Below are 25,723 nucleotides of genomic sequence, written 5' to 3'. Positions count from 1 at the left end.
CGAGGCAACTGCGTTTTCATCAGGGCACGCCGTCAGAACGGAAAAAGTAGCGGGATCACCGCGATACTGATTGCCATGACCACCAGCGTAAACGGCACGCCGATTTTGACGAAATCCCCGAAGGTGTAATTCCCCGGCCCGAGCACCAGCGTGTTTACAGGGGAGGAAACCGGTGTCATAAAGGCAGCAGATGCCGCCACGCCCACCACCATCGCAAACGGCAGCGGCGACACCTGCATTTCATGCGCTGCCTGGATAGCAATCGGTGCCATCAGAACCGCTGTCGCGGTATTCGAGATAAACAGCCCGATAGTCGCACACAGCACAAACAGGGCTGTCAGCATAACATGCGGGCCCAGATCACCGGCCACGTCCATCAGCCCGCTGACAATCAGCGTGATACCGCCGGTTTTCTGTAATGCCAGCGCAAACGGCATCATCCCGACAATCAGAATGATGCTCGGCCAGTGGATTGACCGGTAAGCACTTTCCATATCGATACAGCGGAATTTTCCCATCAGCAGACAGGCAATCAGTGCCGCGATAAAATTCGGGATTTCATTGGTGACCATCATAGCCACCATCAGTGCCAGACAAAACAACGCATGCGGTGCCTGGGATGCAGCAGGTACCACCGCCTCCGCTTCCGCCGCCAGGTTGAGCACTATAAAGTGACGCCGTTTGGTCGCCAGCACGCGGATGATTTTCCAGTCCCCGACCACCAGCAGGATATCCCCGAGCTGCAGCGGCTCATCCACAATGTTGCCGTCAAGGGCGGCCCCGCCCCGGCGCAGACCCAGCACATTCAGCCCGTAACGGGTACGGAAACCGATATCCCGCAGACTTTTGCCGATAAGCTCACTTTCCGGGTTCAGGGAGACTTCCGCCATGCCCACGTTGCGGGAGTGTTCGGAAAAATATTCACCGCGCAGGATCATCGGCTCCAGCATCTGCTCGGCACAAAATTCGCGCAAATCCATATCACTGGCAGACATATCTATCAGCAGCACATCACGGTCACGCAGCTCCATACCGCCGGTCGCACCGACCATCACCCGCCGGAAACGCCGCCAGCGCTCAATCCCCACCACATTCGCGCCATAGCGGGTGCGCAGATGCAGTTCATCCAGCGTTTTACCGATCAGCGGCGAACCGTTACGGACAGCAAGACGCCGCGCACGACCGCTCAGTTTGTAGTCGCGGATCAGATCACGAAAGGTACGCCGTACATTATCTCCTGCTTTTTCCGGCTGTTTGCTGCCCAGCCAGTGACGGGCAATCAGCATATAGCCGACACCGGCCAGCAGGATCAGTAATCCGACAGGGGTAATCGAGAAGAAGTTAAAGCCTTTGATGCCTTCCATTTCCAGGACACTATTCACCACCATGTTCGGCGGTGTTGCCACCAGAGTCATCATGCCGCTGATAAGCCCGGCGAAGCCGAGCGGCATCATCAGCCGCGAAGGGGAGATTTTCATACGTGCGGAGACACTGAGCACAACAGGGATAAAAATGGCCACCACACCGGTCGAACTCATAAACGCGCCGAGCCCGGCAACACTGACCATCAGGAATACCAGCAGGCGGGTTTCACCGGAACCGGCCACCCGCACCAGCCAGTCCCCCATCTGATAGGCAACCCCGGTACGCACCAGCCCTTCCCCGATCACAAACAGGGCGGCAATCAGCAGAATATTGGGATCACTGAAACCGGCGACAGCCTCATTAACCGTCAGCGTGCCGCTCAGTACAAAGGCGGTGATCACCAGCAACGCCACAACATCCATCCGGACTTTGTTGGTGGTAAATAAAACAATGGCGATAAACAGCAGGGTCAACACCCACACGAGTTCCGTATTCACCAACGTCCTCTTTCGTCAATGCCCGGACAGCGAACATCCTGTCTCATCGTTTTTATTAACGCACAGCCCGTTTTCCCTCATCGTCTGATCAGTGCTGTGCAGCGGTGTTCCGGCTGTCAGCCGGGACGGCGGGTCAGTGTTACCGTACCGTCCGCCGCTTTCTCAACCTCAATTTCTGTCAGTGAATCCACCCGCATGGCCAGTTCATCCGTGCGCGGTGTTCCGGCCGGAACATGCACGGCAATCACCTGACAACCGGCATCCAGCCCGGAAAGCAGGCCGGCGGTGGCATCCTCAAACACAAAACAGTCGCGCGGCGCCAGCCCCAGCTTTTCCGCGCCCAGCAGATAGGGCTGCGGATCCGGCTTGCCGCGGGTGATATTATCCGCCGTCACCCAGGCATCCGGCTCCGGCAGATTTGCCGCACTGTGACGCGGACGGGCTATCGCCACAGAACCGGAGGTGACTATCGCCCACGGAATATCAAGGGAGGTCAGACGCGCCAGCAGTGCCTGCGCTCCGGGCAGATCCGTGACCTGATCACTCTCCCTGATCTCCTGCTCTGTCACCCACGCCAGCTGTGCGGCGATTTCGTTCTCATCCGCATCCGGCAGAAAATGGCGGATGGACTCAACCGCCGGTTTGCCGTGAATAAAATGTTTTACTTCATCCTCATCCGCACCAATACGGCGGGCAAACGCCAGCCAGGCACGCTCCACCACATGCAGGGAATCGGCCAGTGTGCCGTCCAGATCAAACAAAAAACCTTTTGCAGTCAGTGCCATGCGTGCCTCGCCGTTACGGATACCGGAATATTATGCGTTAAGGATCTGATTAATTTCTACTTCACTCAGGTGATACTGGCGCGGGCAGTTATGCCATGCACCCAGCATACGGACATATTTATCCCACATCGGCGTCTGGGAGTTAAAGCCGTGGCTGCCGCTGTCAAAGTGGGTATAACGCCCTTCCGTATTTACCAGAAAACGCACATAACTTAAATAACGTGCTTCAGTCGCCGCATCAAAACCTAAGAAGTGGATACGGCGCGGGTCGATATCTTTTGCTTCTTTCAGGTTATCGAAGGAGATACGCAGTGCGTGGTACATTTCCATCATATCAATCACACGGCGGCAGATTTCTTCCGGCAGCTCGCCGAAATCGCGATCCAGCTCGCGCATCTGCAGCCCGAAGCCGCGCTCAATAATAGTCTGCTGGCGGCGGTAGCGCTCGGCATTATCCGGATCCAGCATAGCCATCATTTTATACTGGTTAGAGAGGATAAGGCGTTGTGCGTTGGTCATTTCCATGGTGTATCTCCTGAAAAAGTAATCCGAGGTATGGTCAGAATCATCGCATTACTCAAATCTATAAGATAGTGAAATACACACCTTTTTTGATCTCAGCGGGGAATTTCGCCCGGGTAATTATACGGAGAGGAAAAACAGAGGTTTACAAAAGCTGAATCGATTAATAAAGGAGGGGATTCTTCCGCCCGCATAACCGGGCGGAAAACAGCGCAACTTACAGGTCATCCAGAAAAGAGTTATCCAGCTGCTTAAAAGCGCGTTTCAGTAACTCGGCCAGTGCCATATAATCCGGTGTACCCTCAACCGGCGCAATCGCAATCCCGGCTTCGGCAAACTTTGCGCGGATTTCGTAAAACCAGCTGAGCAGCCCGGCCGGTAAAGGCGTGGCGGCACGCCGTCCCAGCCACCATAACCCCTGCAGCGGCAGCGAGCAGGCAAACAGTGCGGTGGCGACTGCGGGACCTAATGCCCCGCCGAGGGCTATCTGCCATGTCAGGGTAAACACCGACAGCGGCGGCATAAAACGGATACCGAACTGTGTCGATTTTATGACACGATTCTCCGGGAAAACCGGGGCGAGCTGTTTCACGGCCGGCCAGGTGGCGGCGTAACGTTTGCCGAGACGCAGTGCGCGGAACAGACCCGGTTTTGCCGGTGTGTTATCAGGCATTATGACCTCAATCAATAAAAAACATAATAATTAAAATATGGCTACATTCAGTCAAAATATTTTTGTAGGATTAAGTATATTTTGAAATTGCTGTCATCTGCGGGTATGCTACGCCCGTTTAATCACGGTGAAATAATCCTGAGTTAATTATTTTGTCTGATGCCGCCTTTTTCAAGGGCAAAATGTGTGTTTTTACGCTATCAGGCCTCAGACAACAGATTGCAGCGATGATTTATCGTTCAATATAAAAATTGCATGATGTTAATCATGAACGGCGCTGAAATATTGCGCTACGCTTAGTTAGATTACGTTTTAACCACTGTCTTAATACATAAGACTTATCCACAACAAGATTATAGGTAATTCCATGTCAAGTAAGCTGGTACTGGTACTTAACTGCGGTAGTTCTTCACTGAAATTTGCGATCATTGACCCTACAACTGGTGATGAATATCTGACGGGTCTGGCAGAATGCTTTAACCTGCCGGAAGCACGTATCAAGTGGAAAATGGATGGTGCTAAACACGAAGCACAATTAGGCGCGGGCGCTGCTCACAGTGAAGCACTGCGTTTCATCGTGAAAGATATCATGGGCGACAAACCTGAGCTGTCCGCACAGATCGGCTGCATCGGCCACCGTCTGGTTCACGGCGGTGAGAAATTTGCTCACTCTGTTATCGTCACTGACGAAGTTATCAAAGCAATGGAAGAGTGCTCTGCCTTTGCTCCTCTGCACAACCCGGCTAACCTGTTAGGCGTGGAAGAAGCACTGAAAGCCTTCCCTCACCTGGCTGATAAAAACGTTGGTGTTTTCGATACCGCTTTCCATCAGACCATGCCTGAAGAAGCTTACCTGTATGCCCTGCCGTACAGCCTGTACAAAGACCACGGTATCCGCCGCTATGGTTTCCACGGTACAAGCCACTACTTCGTCAGCCGTGAAGCCGCTAAAATGCTGAACAAACCGGTTGAAGAACTGAACGTAATCACCTGCCACTTAGGCAACGGTGGTTCTGTTGCAGCTATCGTTAACGGCGAGTGCGTGGACACCTCTATGGGTCTGACTCCGCTGGAAGGTCTGGTCATGGGTACCCGTTCCGGTGATATCGACCCGGCTATCATTTTCCACCTGCATGATTCAATGGGCATGAGCGTTGAAGAAATCAACAAAATGCTGACCAAAGAATCCGGCCTGCAGGGTCTGACTGAAGTCACCAGCGACTGCCGTTATGTTGAAGAAAACTACGGTAAACAAGCTGACGCGACCCGTGCAATGAACGTATTCTGCCACCGTCTGGCGAAATACGTCGGTGGTTATGCAACCCTGATGGAAGGCCGTCTGGATGCGATCATCTTCACCGGTGGTATCGGTGAAAACGCAGCGATGGTTCGTGAACACACTCTGGAGAAACTGGCTCTGCTGGGCTTCAAACTGGATCACGAACGCAACCTGGCTGCCCGCTTCGGTAACGCAGGCAAAATCACCACTGACGACAGCAGCATTGCCCTGGTGATCCCGACTAACGAAGAATTAGTCATCGCACAGGATGCAGCCCGTCTGACTGCATAATCTTTGCTCTCCGCCGGCCCCCGCCGGCGGATTTATTTTGAACACCGAATTGTAAAAAAATAAGAGGTTCATGTGTCCCGTACTATTATCCTCATTCCTACCGGCACCAGTGTCGGCTTAAGCAGCGTCAGCCTCGGGGTTGTCCGCTCAATGGAACAAAAAGGCGTCAGCCTTAGTTTCTTCAAACCGGTTGCACAGCCGCGCCGTGCAGGTATTGAAGATCAGACCACCCAGATCTTACGCGCTCACTCTTCCCTGAAGATGGCAGAGCCGCTGGATATGGATTATGTCGAAACCATGCTGACCACCAATCAGAAAGATATTCTGATGGAAGAAATCGTTGCCCGTTACCACGAGCATACTCAGGGTGCGGAAGTGATCCTGATCGAAGGCCTGGTACCGACCCGCAACTACCCGCATGCTCAATCCCTGAACTACGATATCGCCCAGACTCTGGGTGCGGAAATCGTGTTTGTGACAGCACCGGGCAATGACACCGCAGCGGAAATCAAAGAGCGTCTGGAACTGATCCGCAATGAATTCGGTGGTCACAAGAATACCAACATCGCCGGTGTGATCGTTAACAAAGTTAACGCTCCGGTTGATGAGCAGGGCCGTACCCGTCCTGATCTGTCTGAAATTTTTGATGATTCATCCAAAGCCACTATCGCTCACCTGAGCGCGGATGATCTGAAATCCCTGCCTCTGCCGGTTGTCGGCAGTGTACCGTGGAACTTCGAACTGATTGCCACCCGTGCAATCGACATGGCGAACCACCTGGGCGCGAAAATCATCAACGAAGGCGACATCAAAACCCGCCGTGTGAAATCTGTGACTTTCTGTGCACGCAGCATTCCTCATATGCTGGAGCACTTCCGTCCCGGTTCTCTGCTGGTGACCTCTGCTGATCGTCCTGACGTGCTGGTTTCTGCCTGCCTGGCAGCGATGAACGGCGTGGAAATCGGTGCGATCCTGCTGACCGGCGGTTATGAAATCGACGACAGCATTGCCAAACTGTGCGAACGTGCGTTCGAAACCGGCCTGCCAATCTTCACTGTGAACACCAACACCTGGCAGACCTCGCTGAACCTGCAAAGCTTCAGCCTGGAAGTCCCTGCTGATGACCGTGAGCGCATTGAACTGGTTCAGAACTACGTGGCAAGCCACATCGATACCAAATGGATCGATTCCCTGGTTGCGGATTCAGAGCGTCCGAACCGTCTGTCACCACCGGCATTCCGTTACCTGTTAACCGAACTGGCACGCAAAGCGAAAAAACGCGTTGTCCTGCCTGAAGGTGATGAGCCGCGTACTATCAAAGCCGCCGCTATCTGTGCTGAACGTGGTCTGGCGACCTGCGTACTGTTAGGCGATCCGGAAGAAATCCGCCGCGTGGCAGCTGCACAGGGCGTGACTCTGGGCACCGGTATCGAGCTGGTTAACCCGGCTGACATCCGCGAGCTGTATGTTCCGCGTCTGGTTGAACTGCGTAAAAACAAAGGCATGACCGAAGTCGTTGCCCGCGAGCAGTTACAGGACAACGTTGTACTGGGTACAATGATGCTGGAGCAGGATAAAGTTGACGGTCTGGTTTCCGGTGCGGTTCACACCACTGCGAACACCATTCGTCCGCCGTTACAGTTAATCAAAACTGCACCGGGCAGCTCACTGGTATCTTCCGTGTTCTTCATGCTGATGCCTGAAGAAGTGCTGGTCTACGGTGACTGTGCAATCAACCCGGATCCGAACCCTGAACAGCTGGCAGAAATCGCAATTCAGTCTGCTGACTCTGTGAAAGCATTCGGTATCGACCCGCGTGTTGCGATGATCTCTTACTCTACCGGGACCTCCGGCCAGGGTGACGATGTTGAGAAAGTCCGCGAAGCGACCCGCATTGCTCAGGAAAAACGTCCTGACCTGTGCATCGACGGTCCGTTACAGTACGACGCCGCCGTGATGGCTGACGTTGCGAAAACCAAAGCACCAAACTCTCCGGTTGCGGGTAAAGCAAACGTCTTCATCTTCCCTGACCTGAACACCGGTAACACCACTTACAAAGCGGTTCAGCGTTCAGCAGACCTGGTCTCTATCGGACCAATGCTGCAGGGTATGCGCAAACCGGTTAACGACCTGTCCCGTGGTGCGTTAGTTGACGATATCGCATACACCATCGCACTGACTGCTATTCAGGCAGCGCAGGACGAAGCGAAGAAAAAAATAAGTTCTGCTGACTGAAAAGTTACAGACCATAATCCCGGCCGGGTTTCCCGCCGGGATTTTTTTTATGTATCCTGTCAAAAAAAACCGCCTTGCGGCGGTTCCCTGTATTTCAGCAGAAAAATTACTGCCGCAGCTCGTGCTTCACATGTGCCGTCTGCAACTGACCATGTACCAGTTCTGATAAATCCTGCAGAGATAATGATTTTCCCTGCCAGATCCGGACACCGGCCATCATAATCATCAGCTTCTGCTTTTTGGCATCGTATTTAAAGAAACGGCTTTTTGCTGCCATACCCGGTGCCGGTGCACCATCAGCCACATGAAGTGTGAGTGTCGCCACACCGGAAGTTTCCGCGATGTCATAATCAACGATGTAGTGCAGCGGATACGGCTGTGTCAGCTTTTCACTGACCAGTTGCCCGTGGCGGAACGCAAACAGTGGTGCTTTGCCTCTGTCGCGGTACATAAAGGCCACACCCCAGAACAGCAGTAACAGCCAGAAGCCGTGAACCGCACCGGAAGCTACCAGATCTTCCGCGCCGAGTTTCACCGTGGCAATACCCATCCCGGCCGCAACCACCAGACCAAAGATAAACATCATCCGGAACATTTTCCGCCGCTCGGTGATGATCACCTCATCTGCCGCGTCAGATTCATGCAGCATCGTTTCCAGTGCTTCTGTCCGCTGTGTGGTGTACTCCGCGACCATGCCGGAGAGTGACGCCGTCAGCATCATGGAAATCGCTTTGGCATCCGTGAACAGGTCCGCGATATTGGCGTAATCATCCGACTGCACTTCACGGGAAGCGTCGGCCAGCAGCTCATCACTGAGATCCTGAGACAGTGCTTCGATACGGGTACGGGTCTGCGGATGTGTGTCGCTCGGGTGACTGGTTGCCTCATTCAGGAACTGTCCGGCTTCCGGCACACCGCGCTCACGCAGACGCGCCATCACCACAGGCAGTAAATCATCTGTTTTCAGGGTACCTTCATACAACTCACCCAGAGTTTCCGAAATCACCTCACTGACCGCAGAGATACGCAGCAGTGATGACGCCACAGCCGCCGGTGAGCTGACCGATGCCCCCGCTTTATCCGCTTCCAGCTCACGGATACGGCTCCAGTGACTGACGGCAAAATCAAACTGCTCGAGGAAAAAGATCCCGAGATACACCGACGGGCTCATAATCACTTTACTGTAGTAATCCTGCACCTCGTTGGCCACCAGCGAAATACTGTGGCTCATTCCGGCATAGATTGGCGCAAAGTTCAGACTATACGTGGTATCTTCGCCGGTGAAATGCCCCAGTTCGTGCCCGATAACCGCACTGGCTTCCTCACGGTTGAGCAGTGCGGAATAGAGCAGCGGAAAGTACAGCGTTTTCCCTTCAATCAGCTGATTTTCATTCAGGCTGATACTGTGGGATGTCACATAAAAACACTCTGTCATACCAACAACAATATGATCCGGCGACGGCGTGCCGACTTTCGCGGCAATCTCATCCACCCACTGCCACAGCCCCGGTGCTTCCTCCCGGCTGACGGCATGCCCTGTCACATCCGACGGTTCGCTGCGGAACATGGCAAAACTCTTGCGCAGCTTAAACAGCCCTTTGATGATGTACCAGATAATCAGCAGGATACTGATCAGAATAAAGATCATGATTTTCGCACCGCCGCCGCTCAGCACGAAATTACCGGCGAACCACAGCGCTTCATACGCCATCACACAAATGATGCTCAGGCCGACCAGCGTCATCTGCCCGGTCAGGATAAACGGCAGCATTTTGCGGCAGCGGGCAAAGACGTTCAGCAGCGTATCGCGGGAGCGCCGGGCAGCCCGGCCGCTGCTGATGCAGAGATAAATCGCCCCTGCGCCAAACAGCAGTGATAAAATCCCGGTGGCGACAGTTCCCAGACTGACACCCGCCCTAGCCAGAATCATGGCAATTTCGCTGCTGTATTTATTCAGATCACGGTTAATCATCCCCAGTTGCTGACCGGCAGACACAGTTTCCCCGTCATCGTAGGTAATCTGTGTATTCGGATCTTCCGCAATCAGACGCTGAAGCTCCGCTTTTTCTGACATAATATACTGGTAAGCCTGATATTCATCACTGATGCGCCAATACTGAAATGCACCCCATGCGGTGAGCAGCAGCGGTAATAACAACAGCCATCCTGCTAATTTATTTCTCATCATTATTCTCGTTCAGGTTGTATTTTATCATCTTCCGTCTATTTCCGGATAATTCTTATTAACCGGGCTTTGTTATTTAATATTTTTTAATAAAGCATAAGGTTTATTACATAAAACCATTGTAATTCATGCCGTTAACGGAAGTTTTTATGGTTTGATATTATTATCTGTATTCAGAACGGCATTCTACAGGAAAATGATTAAAGCCAGAAACCGGAATAATACAAATTATACTGAACTGTCTCTGATAATATTCTATTTTGCCGATATATTTACTGCCTGCGTTTTATTTCACCGTATTTTAAATATAAAAAAGCCTGCATATTGCAGGCTTCTCCGGTTTTTATTCTTTTTTATTCGCTGTCGCTGCTCATTTCAGCTTCAGGCGTTGCAACCGGCTTCTGCCGCTCTGCCGGGGTATAATTCTGATTATTCCGGGTCAGCCAGAGTGAGAGTGCTTTCAGTGAATCGGCCGTAAATTCGTCACAGCGGGCAGTGATTTCTGCCGGGGTCAGCCAGGTGACTTCCGATACCTCACTTTCCTGAAGCGCGAACGGCCCGTGAGTCACACAGCTGAATAACCCGCCCCAGACACGGCAGACCGGCTCTTCATAATAAAACAGACCGTGTTCGGCAAACGGCACACCGGCGATCCCGAGTTCTTCCTCTGCTTCGCGCCGGGCAGAATCGAGCATCAGCTCACCCTGCTGCACCACGCCGCCGGCAGTGGCATCCAGCAGACCCGGGCAGTAGTCTTTGTGCTCAGTCCGGCGCTGGACAAGAATTTTTCCCATGCCGTCATGCACAACGATGTAGGTTGCCCGGTGACGCAGGTTTTCCGCCCGCATCTGCTCGCGGGTCGCCTGGCCGATGACATCATTATTCTCATCGACCACGTCCACCCACTCGATAGCGCTATCTTGTTCCATCCTCTAACCTTTTCTTTTTTATCAGCATTACGGATGCTGTTTCTGTTTTTTCAGTGACACACGCTGTTAATCCGCGGGCCGCTGCTTTATACCGCTTTTATATACCAAACTAATAATGATAGTGTGCCATTATGGTCATTGAATCAGTATATCAAGAATTGATAGCGGTTCTATGATTGTTTTTCTTTCTTGCCGATCACATCCCCCGGCGGCAAAAACTGCTATAGTCAGAGAAACCTACCGGCAGAAGGAGCATCTATGCGTATTCTGATCACAGGCGGCACCGGACTTGTCGGCACTCCGCTGGTGCAGGCACTGATTGCCCGGAAATATCAGGTGGTGGTTCTGAGCCGCTCACCGCAGAAAGTCTATTCCCGTTTTTGCTCAGCCGCAGAAAACCTTAATTCACTCAATGATATAACACATCTGAATGACATCGATGCGGTGATTAACCTCGCCGGTGAGCCTATCGCGGATAAACGCTGGAGTGAAGAGCAGAAAAAGCTGTTGTGTGAGAGCCGCTGGCAGATAACCGAACGACTCAGTGAGCTTATTAATGCCAGTGAAACGCCGCCGGCGGTGTTTCTCTCCGGCTCTGCCGTGGGCTGGTACGGTGATCAGGGACAATCCGTCGTGACGGAGGATGACGAACCGAATCAGGAATTCACCCACACTCTGTGTGACCGCTGGGAATCCCTGGCGATGAAAGCACAGAGTGAGAAAACCCGGGTCTGTCTGCTGCGCACCGGGATTGTACTCTCCCCGGAAGGCGGCGCGCTGGCGAAACTGCTGCCGGTCTACCGCGCCGGTCTTGGCGGCCCTATTGGTAATGGCCGTCAGTATATGCCGTGGATCCATATCAGTGACATGGTCAGCGCCATTCTGTTTCTGCTCGACGATCCCGCACAGAACGGCCCGTTCAATATGACCGCGCCTTATCCGTCCCATAATGAGCAGTTTGCAGCGGTACTGGCGCAGATCCTGCACCGCCCGCATCTGCTGCGTGTTCCGGCATTTGTGGTGAAGGCGCTGATGGGAGAAGCGGCGGTACTGGTACTCGGCGGTCAGAATGCCCTGCCGAAACGGCTGGAAGAAGCCGGGTTCGGCTGTCAGTTTATTAATCTGGAAGAAGCACTGCGGGATTTACTGGACAGTCCGGCGGACTATTAATGCAGAGCCCGGCCGGAAACAAACGGCCGGGTGATTCAGATTACTGCTGTACGGTACGGGGATTTTTTGCCCCGCTCCAGCGGGTAAATAAATCTTCCGGTAATTCAATATCAAACTGATCAAGTACACGGTTGACCGTCTGGTCAATAATATCCTGCACCGTTTCCGGCTGATGATAAAACGCAGGCATCGGTGGCATAATCACCGCACCGATTTCTGCCGCCTGTGTCATCAGCCGCAGATGTCCCAGATGCAGCGGCGTTTCACGAACGCCCAGCACCAGTTTGCGCCCTTCCTTGAGCACCACATCCGCCGCACGGGTCACCAGGGTGTCCGTGTAACTGTGAACAATCCCTGACAGGGTTTTCACCGAACAGGGCAGGATAACCATCCCCAGTGTTCTGACAGAGCCGGAAGATATACAGGCGGCGATATCACGCTCATCATGTACCACATCCGCCAGTGCCTGCACATCCCGCAGACTGTACGCCGTTTCCAGCGCCAGTGTCTGACGGGCCGCCTGACTGACAATCAGATGGGTTTCCACTTCCGGCACCGTTTGCAGGACCTCCAGCAGCCGCACACCATAGACAGCACCACTTGCGCCGGTCAGCCCCACAATCAGTTTTTTCATAACATCACCTGACAAAAAAGAGATTAACCCTCATTATATATCTCAAGGTTCTCAATTTCGTTATGATCCCGCAACTTTAATTCATCATCCTTACGTAAGTTTTCCACATAGTCGAGATAATCCTGGTCGATATCTTTGGTGACATAGATACCATCAAACACCGATGCCTCAAGACCCCGGATATCCGGATTCTCTTCACGCACCGCATCGATAAGGTCACTCAGATCCTGGAAAATCAGGGCATCCGCCCCAATCAGGCGGCAGATTTCATCCGCTTCACGGCCATGAGCGATTAACTCGTTGGCATTAGGCATATCGATGCCATAGACATTAGGGAAACGCACTTCCGGTGCCGCAGAAGCAAAATAGACTTTCTTCGCCCCGGCTTCCCGTGCCAGTTCCACAATCTGCTCTGACGTGGTGCCGCGCACAATGGAATCATCCACCAGCAGCACGTTTTTCCCTTTGAACTCGGTACGGTTGGCATTGAGTTTGCGGCGGACAGATTTTTTCCGCTCCTGCTGACCCGGCATGATAAAAGTGCGTCCCACATAGCGGTTTTTCACAAACCCCTGGCGGTATGGTTTGTTCAGCATATGAGCGATTTCCAGCGCACTGTCCATTGAGGTTTCCGGAATCGGGATCACCACATCGATATCCAGGTCTTCCCACTCGCGGGCAATTTTCGCACCGAGTTTCTGACCCATGCGCAGACGGGCGTTATAGACAGAGACTTTATCGATAACGGAATCCGGACGGGCGAAATAAACAAACTCGAACAGGCACGGTGTCAGTGACGGATTTGCCGCACACTGGCGGGTGTAGAGCTGTCCGGTTTCCGTGATATACACCGCTTCACCAGGTGCCACATCCCGCAGATATTCAAAACCGAGGGTATCCAGTGCGACACTTTCAGACGCGACCATGTACTCTTCACGGCCATCAACCAGAGTACGCTTGCCGAGTACCAGCGGACGGATACCGTTCGGGTCACGGAACGCCAGCAGACCGTGGCCGATAATCAGTGCCACACAGGCATACGCGCCGCGGATTTTGGTGTGCATCGCGCTGACAGCGGCAAAAATATTATCCGGCTCCAGCGGGTGAGCATCAAAGCGATCCAGCTCATACGCCAGCACGTTGAGCAGAATTTCAGAATCGGAGGTGGTATTGACATGACGGCGGGCTGTTTCAAACAGCTGATGTTTCAGCGTGTGCGCATTGGTCAGATTGCCGTTATGCGCCAGAGTGATACCGAACGGTGAATTGACATAAAACGGCTGTGCTTCCGATGCACTGGAGCTGCCTGCGGTCGGGTAGCGGACATGGCCAATCCCGAGTGTGCCTTGCAAACGCAGCATATGGCGGGTTTCGAAAACATCTTTCACCAGTCCGTTGGCTTTACGGAGCCGGAAACCATTGTTACTGTCAATGGTTGCGATACCGGCTGCATCCTGGCCCCGGTGCTGTAACACCGTGAGCGCATCATAAATTGATTGATTGACTTGCGTAAAACCAACGATACCAACAATACCACACATGTAGTTTTTTCCTCATCAGCCGGGCGGAGAAGGAAAATTCTCCGGCAGGAAACTTGACGCATTCTGGAGGTAGTCAAAGAACCACCTGATAACATGACTGAATTGGGGGATGAGTTGTGACTGCTGCCAGTCGCTGCTCTGACTCATCTGCGTGAAGCTGTCGAGGAAGAACAAAATTGCCGCCACGATCAGCACCCCGCGCAGAGCACCAAAACAAACCCCGAGAACACGATCTGTGCCTGATAAGCCTGTCCGCTGAACCAGTGAACCGATAACATGGTTAATCACCGAGCCGACAATCAGTGTCGCAACAAATAAAATCGCAATGGCGATTCCGTTGCGGACCAGCGGGTCATCAAAGCGCGTAAAATAGTCCGCCAGCAGCGGGAAAAACTCGCTGGCCACATAAAACGCACAGACCCAGGTCACTAACGATAAGGCTTCGCGAACGAAACCACGAACCAGGCTGACTAATGCCGAGAAAGCAATAATTGCAATAATTGCGTAATCAATCCAAACCATATCACTATCCAAATTGATGCCCCGGCATCAGTGACGGGCGCATTCTAACAGAAAACGAAAACGTTTGCGTAACGGATTTTTGCTCCATCCGAAAATAAATTGCGGCGAAATAAAAAATTATAATCGCCGCAAAGAGTTAACTGATTTTATTAACGGATATTGCTAATTCCTTAAATTCGCTACGGTTTATAAGACTGCACCCGGCCATCCAGCCCGGTAAGCTGTCTCAGTTCCCCCAGCGAGGACTTCAGCTCGGCCTGCGAGGCTGACGGCCCGACCATAATCAGCGTCAGCTTGCCGCGCGGCACGGTATACACCTGATAACCGGATAACCGCAGTGTGGCGACAATCTCCTCCACCTTACGGGCATTAGATAATGCACCCAGCTGCACAACATAAGCTTGTCCCTGCGGCGCTTTTTCCGGCTTAGGTTCCGGTTTCGGCTCAGGTTTTGGTTCCGGCTCAGGCACCGGCTTAGGTTCCGGTTTCGGCTGCGGTTGTTTATCCGGAATCACCACCGGCGGCAGCGGATCCGCCCCCGGCGGCACATTGGAGGTGGTACTGCCGCCCGCAGACGCTTCCGCAGGGGCTTCTTCCGTCCCGGTTTGTGCCGCTTCGGTAATCATGGCGCTGGATGCCCCTTCTGACGGCATCGTCGGCATAGTCTGATTGATCGGATTCACCGCATCAATCTCATCCTGCTCCCCTTCTTTCGGGATAAGCGGGATGGCTGCGAACTGGTCTTCGTTATATTTCTTATCGCCGTCCAGCAGCACCGGCAGGACAATCACACCTACCGCCACCAGGATAATGGTTCCGACTAAGCGATTCTGAAATTTACTGGCCACCCGCACCTTCCTTCGCTAAAACATCCATAACATGAGCCACTGTGTGGAATGACCCGCACACCACCACGATATCCTCCGGTGAGGCATCACGGCGCGCCTGTTCCCAGGCACTTTCCACATCGGCAAACTGCTGCGGGTTGGTCAGATGCTCCGCCAGCTGTTCAGCCGGGGCTCCGCGCAGTTCGGTCAGCGGCGCGACATACCAGTCTGTCACCTGCTCACCCAGCACAGCCAGGGTACCTTTGATATCTTTGTCGCCCAGCATACCGATCACAGCACGGACACGGCTCTGCGCAGTACGCGGTAACTGTGCCAGTTTTGAGACCAGATAACCGGCGGCATGCGGGTTATGCGCCACATCCAGCACGGTCAGCGGTTGTTGTGAGACAATCTGAAAACGGCCCGGCAGTTGTGCCTGACGCAGCCCGGTATCAATCGCCTCACGGGTGATGGCACGGCCGGTTTTGTCTTTCACCTGACGCAGGTTGTGGATCACCGCAAGGGCAGTCGCGGCATTTGCCAGCGGCACATTCGGCAGCGGCAGATTATCGAGGGTTTCATCCTCACACTGCCACGTCCAGTGGTCGCCCTGCTCTTTGTAAGACCAGTCATCGGCACGGCAGAACAGCGAGGTTTCCAGCTTGTTTGCCACGTCGGCGATGGTATAAGGCGCGTCCGGCTCGCCGATCACCGCCACACAGTGCGGGCGGAAAATTCCGGCTTTCTCACGGGCGATATGCTCGCGGTCAGCGCCGAGCCAGTCGGTGTGATCCAGCGCGATACTGGTAATAGCCGTGATATGAGAATCGACGATATTGGTGGCATCCAGACGCCCGCCGAGGCCGACTTCCAGAATCACCACGTCAAGGTTGGCTTCGCGGAACAGCTGCAGTGCTGCCAGAGTGCCCGCTTCAAAATAGGTCAGTGTGATATCGCCGCGCTGCGCGTCAATATCCGCAAAAACACGGCAGAAATCCGCTTCCGGCGGGTTTTGCCCCTGAATCCGCACCCGTTCGGTGTAATTCACCAGATGCGGGGAGCTGTATACCCCGACCCGCAACCCTGCAGCCAGCAGGATAGATTCGAGCGTATGGCAGGTGGTGCCTTTGCCGTTGGTCCCGGAAACAGTAATCACTTTCGGGGCGGGATAGCGCAGATTCATGATATCCGCCACCGCACCGACACGTTCCAGTCCCATATCAATAACCTGCGTATGCAGATCACCCAGATAAGAAAGCCACGTCATCATCGATGACGCGGCTGTCGGTCTTTCTCGCTTATCAGACATCGTGTTTTTTGACATCAGTCTCTGTTTCAGAAGATAAGTCGGAATCAGGTTCATCCGCGGTCAGGATTTCAATGACTTCACCTTCCTGCGGGAACTGATAGTTCGTCAGTTTTGACAGAATTTCCGCGACGGTATCACGCATTTCCGGGCGGCGGACAATCATATCGATCGCCCCTTTTTCAATCAGGAACTCACTGCGCTGGAATCCCGGCGGTAATTTCTCACGGACAGTCTGCTCGATAACACGCGGACCGGCAAAGCCGATCAGGGCTTTCGGCTCGGCGATATTGATATCACCCAGCATAGCCAGACTTGCGGAGACACCACCCATGGTCGGGTCAGTCAGCACAGAGATATACGGCAGACCGCGCTCCTGCATTTTGGCCAGAGCCGCACTGGTTTTGGCCATCTGCATCAGCGACATCAGCGCTTCCTGCATACGTGCGCCGCCGCTTGCGGAGAAGCAGACCAGCGGGCAGTTATCTTCCAGTGCCTGTTCAACCGCGCGGACAAACCGTGCACCGACCACAGAAGACATCGAACCGCCGATAAAGGCAAATTCAAACGCTGCCGCGACAACCGGCATGGTTTTCAGGGTGCCTTTCATCGCAATCAGGGCTTCTTTTTCCCCGGTTGCTTTCTGGGCGGACACCAGTCTGTCTTTGTATTTTTTGGAATCACGGAATTTCAGGACGTCTTTCGGCTCCAGATCAGTTCCCAGTTCCGTGGTGCTGCCTTCATCCAGAAACGTCAGCAGGCGCGCACGTGCAGGGATCCGCATGTGATGATCACATTTCGGACACACCTCAAGATTACGTTCCACCTCCTGGCGGTACAGTACCTGACCACAACTGTCGCACTTCGTCCAGACACCTTCAGGAATGCTCGCCTTGCGTGTCTGGTTCATTGGGGTCTTATTCAGAATTTTTTCAATCCAGCTCATTAATGACCTTTCCGTCTGAAATCTGGCTCAGCCAGTGTAATTATTATCTGCCATTAAACCACATTGCTTATGCACTGTGGATAAAAAACTGCTCAAACCACTCAGGCGTCATCACGTTTCTGTGCTTTTTTCGCCGCACGGCGGTGACGCCATACCTCGATAATACCGGGCAATATGGAGATGAAAATAATCGCCACGATAAGTAATTTCAAGTTTTCCTGTACAATCTTGGTTTCCCCGAAGATATACCCTGCATAGGCAAATAATACCACCCATACAATTGCACCGATAACGTTAAACATCGCAAAGTGGCGATACGACATTTTACTCATACCGGCAACAAACGGGGCAAATGTCCGCACAATCGGAACAAATCGCGCCAGAATAATCGCTTTACCGCCATGGGTTTCAAAGAACGCATGGGTCTTGCGCAGGTGACTCTGACGGAAGATTTTTGAGTCCGGATTACGGAAAAGCCGCTCCCCGAAAAAGTGCCCGATAGTATAGTTTACCGCGTCACCGATAATCGCCGCTGTAATCATCAGCAGCACCATCACATGAATGTTCAGGTCGTTAGACGGCAGTGCCGCCAGTGTTCCCGCCACAAACAGCAGCGAGTCTCCCGGCAGGAACGGCGTGACCACAAGCCCGGTCTCACAGAACAGGATCAGGAATAAAATCGCATAAACCCAGATGCCGTAATCCGCGACCATCTCTTTCATATGCAAGTCAATGTGCAAAATAAAATCGATCAGATATTGAATATATTCCATATTTCACCCCGCCGGACGCAGCCTTATGCTTATCCGGCCAATAAATTAATCTGCCAGGAAAAGCGGCCCCATCGCCGGTGACGGCAGGGCAAATTCTTCCGGGTAATCCACTGAAACCAGATACAAACCTTCCGCCGGTGCCGTTGCCGGAGCCAGTGTCCGGTCTTTCAGTGCCAGCAGCTCCGCGATACGACTAACCGGTAAATTACCGCAGCCGACCTCCAGCAGAGCGCCGGTGATATTGCGCACCATATGATGCACAAAGGCGTTGGCTTTGATATCCACAATCACATACTGCCCCTGACGGGTGACGTTCACATGCATCACATTACGCCACGGGCTTCTGGACTGACACTGCGCCGCGCGGAAAGAGGAAAAATCATTCTCCCCCAGCAGGCTCTGTGCCGCTTCATGCATCCGCTTTTCATCCAGCGGATAATGAAAGTGGGTCACACCCTTGCTGAGGATAGCCGGACGAAAACGGTGATTGAAAATCACATAGCGGTAACGCCGCGCTGTGGCACTGAACCGGGCGTGGAAGTTTTCCGGCACGGTTTTGACCCAGCGCACCGCGATATCCGGCGGCAGATGGGTGTTTACGCCCATCGTCCAGGCCGCATCTTTCCGGACAGCTGCCGTATGAAAATGCACCACCTGACCGGTGGCATGCACCCCGGCATCGGTCCGGCCCGCACAGAAAACCGAGACCGGCTCTGCCGCCACTTTTGACAGCGCTTTTTCCAGACAGCCCTGCACACTCGCGACTTCTGACTGACGCTGCCAGCCGTAATAACGGCTGCCGTCATATTCAATACCCAGCGCGATAGTGGTTTTACCCTCTTCCGCCGGTAAAATCACCTCTGACATCAGTAAAACTGCTCCTGCGTCAGACGCTCGGCAATTTCGACTGCCATCAGTGCGCCGCCAAACTGTACGTTATCCGCCACTGACCAGAAATGCAGAATTTCCGGAATACCGTAATCATTACGCAGACAACCGATATTCAGCAGATGATTGCCGGAGGCATCCGTCACCTGAGTCGGGAACTCCTGCTCTTCTGAGAGCTGAATATCCTCTGCCCGTTCCAGTTCATCACGGGCCTCTTCACTGCCGAGCGGGCGCAGTGTTTCCAGCTGCACTATCTGCGCGTTGCCGTAGAACACCGGGGACTGCACACAGCTCACGCTGATCGGCAGACCGGCATCCTGCAGGACTTTGCGGGTTTCTTCCGCGATACGGCGCTCTTCTGACACACTGCCCTGCTCATCAGTCAGCAGCGGCAGAAGGTTAAACGCCAGCTGTTTACTGAAACGACCGGCTTCCGGCGGGATGCCATTGAGGAGTTTTGCACACTCCCCGGCCAGCTCTTCCACCGCACTTTTCCCGAAACGGGAAACAGAGAACAGGTTGGTCAGATTAATGCGGGATAACCCGGCGCTTTCCACCAGCGGACGGATAGCAGTCAGTAACTGGCTGACTGTGCTGTCTGCCAGCGCAATCAGGTTACGGTTGCGGTATTCGCTCAGTGCCTGCGGGTTCACCGACGGTACCACCAGCGGTACGTCAGGCTCCAGCGCAAACAGGCCGCTGCTGTCAATCACAATACAGCCGCTGTCTGTCGCCGCTTCATAATACGCGGCGGTGGCTTCCGCACAGGCCATGAAAAAGGCCAGCTGCACCTGTGACCAGTCAAAATCACGGGCTTCGGTGACCAGATAGCTTTTGCCGTTCATGCGCACCGATTCTCCCGCGCTGCGCTCCCCGGCCAGTAAATATAACTCTCCCACCGGAAATTCACGCTCTTCCAGTAATGACACCACGGCGCTGCCGACAGCACCGGTCGCACCCAATACGGCAATATTCCAGCCTTCTGACATAGTTATCTCCGGAACAAAGACTGCACCGCGTCAGCGCGGTACAGTCAGAAAAAGAATGATGAAAAAATGATTTTATGCGCGGTATTCTGCCGTGAAACCCAGGTCAGACAACAGCGCCGCACTCTGTGCATCATCACAAATAACAGTCAGTGATGACCACTCACGGCGATCAGGATAAAACTTACGCAGTTTGTCAAACTCACCCGCCACACCAGCCACCGCACGTAATGCCGCATCATCACGGCGGACATCATAAACCAGATGCATTAAACGTTTGAGAATACTTTGCGTTACTTTACCTGACAGTGTGATACAGCCGAATTCCGGTGCCGGTAACAATTCTGACAGCGCAACCTGCTGTGGTTGTCCGGTGAATTCCGCAAAGGCTTCAAAGACCTGCGTGGTACCACGCGCCTTGCCTTCCAGGGTATAACCGGCAATATGCGGCGTACCGATATCCGCCAGTGAAAGCAGTTCAGTTGACAGATCCGGCTCCGGCTCCCACACATCCAGCACCACACTCAGTGGTTTGCCGCCGGCCAGTACCGATAACAGCGCCCGGTTATCCACCACCGCACCACGGCTGGCGTTGATCAGAATGCCGTTGTCTTTCATGGCACTGAGACGGGTTTCATCCATCAGATGCAGTGTGGTGTATGGCCCGGATTTATTCAGCGGGGTATGGAATGTCAGGATATCGGCCTGCGCCACCAGGGTATCGATATCATAAAATTCCCCGGCATCGCCATTATCCGCACGCGGCGGGTCACAGATGAGAATATTAACACCCAGTGCTTCCAGACGCTTCGCCAGACGGCCGCCGACATTCCCGGCCCCGATAATCCCGACGGTTTTATCCGTCAGCTGAAAACTGTCGCGCTCCGCCAGCAGCATCAGGGCAGAAAAGACATATTCCACCACAGCAATTGCATTACAACCCGGCGCGGAGGAGAAACCAATTCCCTGCTCCGCCAGCCAGGCTTTATCCACATGATCAAAACCGGCGGTTGCGGTACCGGTGAATTTCACCGGCGTATTTTCCAGCAGCTGTGCATTCACTTTCGTGACAGAACGCACCATCAGTGCGTCAGCATCATCCAGCACCCCGTCCGGCAACGGACGTCCCGGCACCGCCACCACGTCCCCGAGACGGGAAAACAGGGTTTCGGCGTAAGGCATATTCTCATCTACAACGATTTTCACGGGCTTCACCTTCATACTGTCGGCGGCCGGCGGAGACCTGTCGGTGCGGCGGCACAACCGGAATTGAAACGGATGGCCGCTATTTTGCCACTTCTGCGGGATAAAACCTACGCCCGGAACACCGATTGTTGCTAAAGAGAGCAATTAAGGCTGATGACGGAAGCGCTCCGGCGTGACACCGGCCAGCTGGGAAAACATGGCAATAAAGGCGGATGATGAGCTGTAACCCACATCCAGCGCGACATTCTGCACACTGCGGCCTTCCTGTAATAACGCCACCGCCCGCAGAAAACGCAGGCGCTGACGCCATTCACTGAAGGACATCCCCAGCTTCTGCTGACAGCGGCGGGATAATGTCCGTTCCGAGGTAAAGCGTCGTACCGCCCACTCCGCCAGCGACGTATTATCGGACGGATCATTCTCCAGCGCACTGAGCACCGGTGCCAGCAGTTTATCATCCGTGACCGGCAGATAGGTCGGCTGACAGGGTGACAGCAGCAGTTGATCGGTCAGTACCAGCGCCAGCCGCCTGTCCGCGTCAGTTTCCGGTTCACGGACTTTGCGGCCGAACAAATCCTGCATCACCGCACTGAATACCGGCGTCAGCTCTATCACACAGGCCATCTGCGGTAACTGCGGTGCCCACTGCGGCGAAATATCAATAATTTTGAAAGAGGCGCAGGCTTTGTTATAACTGGCATGTTCCGTTCCCGGCGGGATCCAGATACAAAACCCCGCCGGCGCCAGATAGCGCTGTCCCTCAACGGTCATCTCCATCACACCGCTGGCGACATACAGCAACTGGCCGAAGGGGTGATGATGAAGGGCAAACTCCGTTTCCGAATAAAACTGTTCATGACGGCAGATTAATGTCACCGGGTCTTTCACACCCAGTGATGAAATATCTGACTTACGGGCCATCTTGTCAGATCCTCTCTATAAATTGGCGGGATATCGTTATATAGAATAATTAAGACAGATTACACTACACCACCTGCCTGATAATGAAAATGAGTTTAAGAATGAAAAACCTGCTTTTACCCCTCGGGGCTGTATTAATCTGGTCTGTGAATGCCGTGGTGAATAAACTGGCCGCCGGTGCCATCGCCCCCGGCGCGATTTCCTTTTACCGCTGGGCACTGGCACTCGCCGTGATGACGCCGTTCCTGATTATGCCGGTCTGGCAGCAGCGTACGGTGATCAAACAACACGCGTGGAAACTGTTTATCCTCGGTTTTCTCGGCATGGGGCTGTATCAGAGCCTGGCGTACTACGCCGCTTATACCGTCAGCGCCACCTTTATGGGGATTATCACCTCGCTGATCCCGCTGCTGACCGTGGTGTTAAGTATCCCGGTACTGCGGATCGCACCGACCATCGGTATTGTACTCGGTACAATTCTCTCCCTGAGCGGCCTGACCTGGCTTATCAGCAAGGGACATCCGGCAGATTTACTGCATCAGGGGCTGGGTCAGGGTGAAATGCTGATGTTTATCGCCGGTCTCGCTTATGCCTTCTACGGCGTGCTGACCAAACGCTGGGCGATCCCGCTGTCGAGCATTCACTCGCTGTATATGCAGATTGTTTTTGGCGTACTGCTGCTGATCCCGGTATTCCTCAGCGCCGGTGATGTGACACTGAACCGCGATAATATCGGACTGGTATTGTATGCAGGGATTGCGGCCTCTATTTTTGCGCCGCTGCTGTGGATCCTGGGCGTCACCCGTTTGGGTGCAAACGCCGCCTCTATCTTTATGAACCTGGCACCGGTACTGACCGCCATTATCGCCGCTGTCTTCCTGAAAGAAGAGCTGCACAGCTATCATATTATCGGCGGTGGTGTGGTACTGATAGGGGTAATTATGGCGCAGCGTCTGCGCACACCACTGACACAGATTATCCGCCGTAAAACGAAAAAAAACACAGCCGCAGCGGTGTGGTGCGGGAGAATAGATAATCCGCTCCGGAAATCCGGTGAAAACGGTACATAAAAATCTGTCGTTATGTACCGTTTTACATTGCTTATATTAACTGTATTTCACAATAACAAATCTGTCGTAATAACAATTTTTTAATTAAAAAAATCACTGACTATTATTTACCGGATAACAGCAGGACAATTCGGATATCCTTTGCGAAGCATGACATTTCCCTTTTTTACATATTTACAATAAATAGTCCCGTCACCGGAGAAGTAAGGCCCGACAAACAGCCATGATGATTTCTCAGCCGCGTTGGCTGCTATACTGACAGATAAAACGAACATAACAGCCATGAGTGCTTTCGATAAAATCACTTTAAATATCATATAATCACCTGTGGTCTAATTACATACCATGAAATACACCGGAATAAAAATAATGACAGAAAATAATTCTGATATTATTCCGGCGTCATCCTAAAAATATACAGAAATAGCTCAGGCGGAATATACGTAAATTTATTATGTCGTATTGTTTATTAAAATATACTCAGTACAAAAAACCGCCGTGTGGCGGTTATCGTAATAAAAACAGAAGTAAATTATCCGGAAGGCTCAGCGCAATCCCCGCGTATGAGTTTTCGCTGACCAGTTAAAGGTTTCTTCCCCGCCGCCGGGTTTGATTTTATCCTTTTTTTTCTGTGCTCTGACTTTAGCGGCAGCGGCATCCACTTCTTTGGAAATTTCGGTGATAATCTGATCTTTGACTTTATTCTGCTCCGCATTGGTCAGCGGACACCCCAGTTTTTTCTGTTCCTGAGCCAGCCGGGTGCGGACACGGATTTTCTGCGGCTCAGTCATCTCTGCGATAGTCAGCTTTTTCATTCATCACCCCTGTGGCAGTAAAAGGATAAACAGTACCGTTATACCCTGACAGAGTTTACCGCAAAAGAAAATGCCCCGGTGATTAAACCGGGGCATTTATCTGATCAACAGGGCAAAATCAGTTCTGATATTTGCGCATAACCAGTGTGGCGTTGGTGCCGCCGAAGCCGAAGCTGTTGGACATCACAGTAGTCAGCTTGCGTTCGGTCGGTTCTGTGATAATCGCCATACCTTCCGCTTTCTCATCAAGGTTTTCCACGTTGATGCTCGGCGCGATAAAACCGTGCTCCAGCATCAGCAGACTGTAAATAGCCTCGTGAACACCTGCGGCACCCAGTGAGTGACCAGTCATGGCTTTGGTCGCTGACAGAGCCGGAGTATGGTCACCGAAGACTTCACGGATAGCTTCCAGCTCTTTGGTATCACCGACCGGCGTGGATGTGCCGTGGGTGTTGATGTAGTCAACCGGCGTATCCAGGCCGTGCATCGCCATCTGCATGCAGCGGACCGCACCTTCACCGGACGGGGCAACCATGTCCGCGCCGTCAGATGTCGCGCCGTAGCCGACCACTTCACCATAGATATGTGCACCGCGCGCCAGCGCGTGTTCCAGCTCTTCCACCACGACCATACCGCCGCCGCCTGCGATCACGAAGCCGTCACGGCCCTGATCATAAGTACGGGATGCTTTGTCCGGTGTTTCGTTGTATTTGGTGGACAGTGCGCCCATTGCGTCAAATTCGCAGCTCATTTCCCAGCACAGTTCTTCACCGCCGCCGGCAAACACCACATCCTGTTTGCCCAGCTGGATCAGTTCCACCGCGTGGCCGATACAGTGTGCAGAGGTGGAGCAGGCAGAACTGATTGAGTAGTTCACGCCTTTGATTTTAAACGGTGTCGCTAAGTTTGCGGACACACCGGATGCCATTGCACGCGGTACCAGGTAAGGACCGACACCACGCAGACCTTTGGCACGCATGCCGTCAGCCGCGATAGCCTGAGTACGCGGGGAACCGCCGCCTGAACCGGCAACCACACCGGTACGGTAGTGAGATACCTGCTCTTCTGTCAGACCGGAGTCTGCGATGGCCTGCTCCATGGAAAGATACGCATAGATAGAAGCATCACTCATGAAACGGGCAGTTTTACGATCAATAAGACCCGCAGTGTCCAGTTTGACGTTACCCCAAACCTGGCTGCGCATGCCGATCTCTTTAAATTCTTCTGAGAATGTGATCCCGGAACGACCTTCTCTCAAAGAAGCCAGTACTTCCTCCCGGTTATTACCGATACTTGAGATAATCCCCAGACCGGTGATTACTGCACGCTTCATTTAATACCTCTGTCATTTTAAGTA

At 53.2% G+C, this 25,723-nt stretch carries 24 protein-coding genes; 4 read left to right on the top strand and 20 right to left on the bottom strand.

The window, feature by feature from the left end; translation table 11 throughout:
* Window positions 1-32 precede the first annotated feature (32 nt).
* The 4 genes from JL661_RS07110 to yfbV all read right to left on the bottom strand — a co-directional run bounded on the left by JL661_RS07110 (window position 33) and on the right by yfbV (window position 3,842).
* Window positions 33-1,862, bottom strand: coding sequence for an SLC13 family permease (locus tag JL661_RS07110; protein ID WP_015422780.1), 1,830 nt, complete (start codon window positions 1,860-1,862; stop codon window positions 33-35).
* Window positions 1,863-1,978: 116 nt separating this feature from the next.
* Window positions 1,979-2,647, bottom strand: coding sequence for a sugar phosphatase (locus tag JL661_RS07105; protein WP_062771473.1), 669 nt, complete (start codon window positions 2,645-2,647; stop codon window positions 1,979-1,981).
* Between the two features lie 30 nt (window positions 2,648-2,677).
* Entirely contained in the window at window positions 2,678-3,172 is a 495-nt protein-coding gene (locus JL661_RS07100) for a YfbU family protein (protein ID WP_004235144.1), read from the bottom strand.
* Between the two features lie 214 nt (window positions 3,173-3,386).
* The gene (gene yfbV, locus JL661_RS07095) at window positions 3,387-3,842 is read right to left on the bottom strand and encodes a terminus macrodomain insulation protein YfbV (RefSeq protein ID WP_004239859.1); all 456 of its coding nucleotides are present in this window, start codon (window positions 3,840-3,842) and stop codon (window positions 3,387-3,389) included.
* Between the two features lie 367 nt (window positions 3,843-4,209).
* Between yfbV and JL661_RS07090 the strand changes: the two genes are divergently transcribed.
* Window positions 4,210-5,412 carry an acetate kinase gene (locus JL661_RS07090; RefSeq protein WP_004235141.1) on the top strand — a complete coding sequence of 401 codons (1,203 nt, stop codon included), beginning with the start codon at window positions 4,210-4,212 and terminating at the stop codon, window positions 5,410-5,412.
* Window positions 5,413-5,484: 72 nt separating this feature from the next.
* Complete coding sequence (gene pta, locus JL661_RS07085) at window positions 5,485-7,647, top strand: phosphate acetyltransferase (RefSeq protein WP_218481043.1); 2,163 nt, start codon at window positions 5,485-5,487, stop codon at window positions 7,645-7,647.
* A gap of 106 nt (window positions 7,648-7,753) precedes the next feature.
* On the opposite strand, the gene JL661_RS07080 is transcribed toward pta, so the two are convergent.
* Together JL661_RS07080 and yfcD are read right to left on the bottom strand one after the other, a co-directional pair.
* Window positions 7,754-9,835, bottom strand: a complete 2,082-nt coding sequence (locus JL661_RS07080) for a M48 family metallopeptidase (protein ID WP_046024471.1) — start codon at window positions 9,833-9,835, stop codon at window positions 7,754-7,756.
* 350 nt (window positions 9,836-10,185) lie between these two features.
* Entirely contained in the window at window positions 10,186-10,761 is a 576-nt protein-coding gene (gene yfcD, locus JL661_RS07075) for an NUDIX hydrolase YfcD (RefSeq protein ID WP_004235136.1), read from the bottom strand.
* Between the two features lie 258 nt (window positions 10,762-11,019).
* Between yfcD and JL661_RS07070 the strand changes: the two genes are divergently transcribed.
* On the top strand, window positions 11,020-11,931 hold the full coding sequence (locus JL661_RS07070) for a TIGR01777 family oxidoreductase (RefSeq protein ID WP_004239855.1): 912 nt from the start codon (window positions 11,020-11,022) through the stop codon (window positions 11,929-11,931).
* A gap of 40 nt (window positions 11,932-11,971) precedes the next feature.
* On the opposite strand, the gene JL661_RS07065 is transcribed toward JL661_RS07070, so the two are convergent.
* The 11 genes from JL661_RS07065 to JL661_RS07015 all read right to left on the bottom strand — a co-directional run bounded on the left by JL661_RS07065 (window position 11,972) and on the right by JL661_RS07015 (window position 22,481).
* The gene (locus JL661_RS07065; RefSeq protein WP_024473355.1) at window positions 11,972-12,565 is read right to left on the bottom strand and encodes a UbiX family flavin prenyltransferase; all 594 of its coding nucleotides are present in this window, start codon (window positions 12,563-12,565) and stop codon (window positions 11,972-11,974) included.
* Between the two features lie 23 nt (window positions 12,566-12,588).
* The gene (gene purF, locus JL661_RS07060) at window positions 12,589-14,106 is read right to left on the bottom strand and encodes an amidophosphoribosyltransferase (protein WP_004235129.1); all 1,518 of its coding nucleotides are present in this window, start codon (window positions 14,104-14,106) and stop codon (window positions 12,589-12,591) included.
* 15 nt (window positions 14,107-14,121) lie between these two features.
* Entirely contained in the window at window positions 14,122-14,628 is a 507-nt protein-coding gene (gene cvpA, locus JL661_RS07055; RefSeq protein WP_004235126.1) for a colicin V production protein, read from the bottom strand.
* A gap of 179 nt (window positions 14,629-14,807) precedes the next feature.
* Window positions 14,808-15,476, bottom strand: a complete 669-nt coding sequence (dedD, locus tag JL661_RS07050) for a cell division protein DedD (RefSeq protein WP_036405886.1) — start codon at window positions 15,474-15,476, stop codon at window positions 14,808-14,810.
* On the bottom strand, window positions 15,466-16,764 hold the full coding sequence (folC, locus tag JL661_RS07045) for a bifunctional tetrahydrofolate synthase/dihydrofolate synthase (protein ID WP_024473357.1): 1,299 nt from the start codon (window positions 16,762-16,764) through the stop codon (window positions 15,466-15,468). Before folC ends, dedD begins: the two co-directional genes overlap by 11 nt.
* Window positions 16,757-17,707 carry an acetyl-CoA carboxylase, carboxyltransferase subunit beta gene (gene accD, locus JL661_RS07040; RefSeq protein WP_024473358.1) on the bottom strand — a complete coding sequence of 317 codons (951 nt, stop codon included), beginning with the start codon at window positions 17,705-17,707 and terminating at the stop codon, window positions 16,757-16,759. The genes folC and accD overlap by 8 nt, the downstream gene beginning before the upstream one ends.
* A 101-nt stretch (window positions 17,708-17,808) precedes the next feature.
* Window positions 17,809-18,480, bottom strand: coding sequence for a DedA family protein (locus JL661_RS07035; RefSeq protein ID WP_024473359.1), 672 nt, complete (start codon window positions 18,478-18,480; stop codon window positions 17,809-17,811).
* Window positions 18,481-18,525: 45 nt separating this feature from the next.
* Window positions 18,526-19,347 (bottom strand): tRNA pseudouridine(38-40) synthase TruA, encoded by an 822-nt coding sequence (gene truA / locus JL661_RS07030; protein ID WP_024473360.1) that lies wholly within the window; start codon window positions 19,345-19,347, stop codon window positions 18,526-18,528.
* Entirely contained in the window at window positions 19,347-20,357 is a 1,011-nt protein-coding gene (locus JL661_RS07025; RefSeq protein WP_062771471.1) for an aspartate-semialdehyde dehydrogenase, read from the bottom strand. The genes truA and JL661_RS07025 overlap by 1 nt, the downstream gene beginning before the upstream one ends.
* Window positions 20,358-20,429: 72 nt before the next feature.
* Window positions 20,430-21,560: a 4-phosphoerythronate dehydrogenase PdxB gene (gene pdxB / locus JL661_RS07020; RefSeq protein ID WP_024473361.1), complete on the bottom strand. Its 1,131-nt coding sequence runs from the start codon at window positions 21,558-21,560 to the stop codon at window positions 20,430-20,432.
* A 144-nt stretch (window positions 21,561-21,704) separates the two neighbouring features.
* Window positions 21,705-22,481 carry an AraC family transcriptional regulator gene (locus JL661_RS07015; RefSeq protein ID WP_024473362.1) on the bottom strand — a complete coding sequence of 259 codons (777 nt, stop codon included), beginning with the start codon at window positions 22,479-22,481 and terminating at the stop codon, window positions 21,705-21,707.
* A gap of 101 nt (window positions 22,482-22,582) precedes the next feature.
* Here JL661_RS07015 and JL661_RS07010 point away from each other — a divergent pair, with 101 nt between their 5' ends.
* Window positions 22,583-23,551, top strand: coding sequence for a DMT family transporter (locus JL661_RS07010; protein WP_218481042.1), 969 nt, complete (start codon window positions 22,583-22,585; stop codon window positions 23,549-23,551).
* A gap of 107 nt (window positions 23,552-23,658) precedes the next feature.
* Here the strand turns inward: JL661_RS07010 and JL661_RS07005 are convergent, their stop codons facing one another.
* The 3 genes from JL661_RS07005 to fabB all read right to left on the bottom strand — a co-directional run bounded on the left by JL661_RS07005 (window position 23,659) and on the right by fabB (window position 25,699).
* Complete coding sequence (locus JL661_RS07005; RefSeq protein ID WP_036405900.1) at window positions 23,659-23,868, bottom strand: hypothetical protein; 210 nt, start codon at window positions 23,866-23,868, stop codon at window positions 23,659-23,661.
* 228 nt (window positions 23,869-24,096) lie between these two features.
* Window positions 24,097-24,366 (bottom strand): YjbD family protein, encoded by a 270-nt coding sequence (locus JL661_RS07000; RefSeq protein ID WP_062771469.1) that lies wholly within the window; start codon window positions 24,364-24,366, stop codon window positions 24,097-24,099.
* A 118-nt stretch (window positions 24,367-24,484) separates the two neighbouring features.
* Entirely contained in the window at window positions 24,485-25,699 is a 1,215-nt protein-coding gene (gene fabB / locus JL661_RS06995) for a beta-ketoacyl-ACP synthase I (RefSeq protein WP_024473365.1), read from the bottom strand.
* Window positions 25,700-25,723 lie beyond the last annotated feature (24 nt).

Origin of the sequence: Morganella morganii (assembly GCF_019243775.1) — a bacterium.
GTDB classification, from domain to species: domain Bacteria; phylum Pseudomonadota; class Gammaproteobacteria; order Enterobacterales; family Enterobacteriaceae; genus Morganella; species Morganella morganii.
This window is presented reverse-complemented; position numbering and strand designations above follow the sequence as displayed.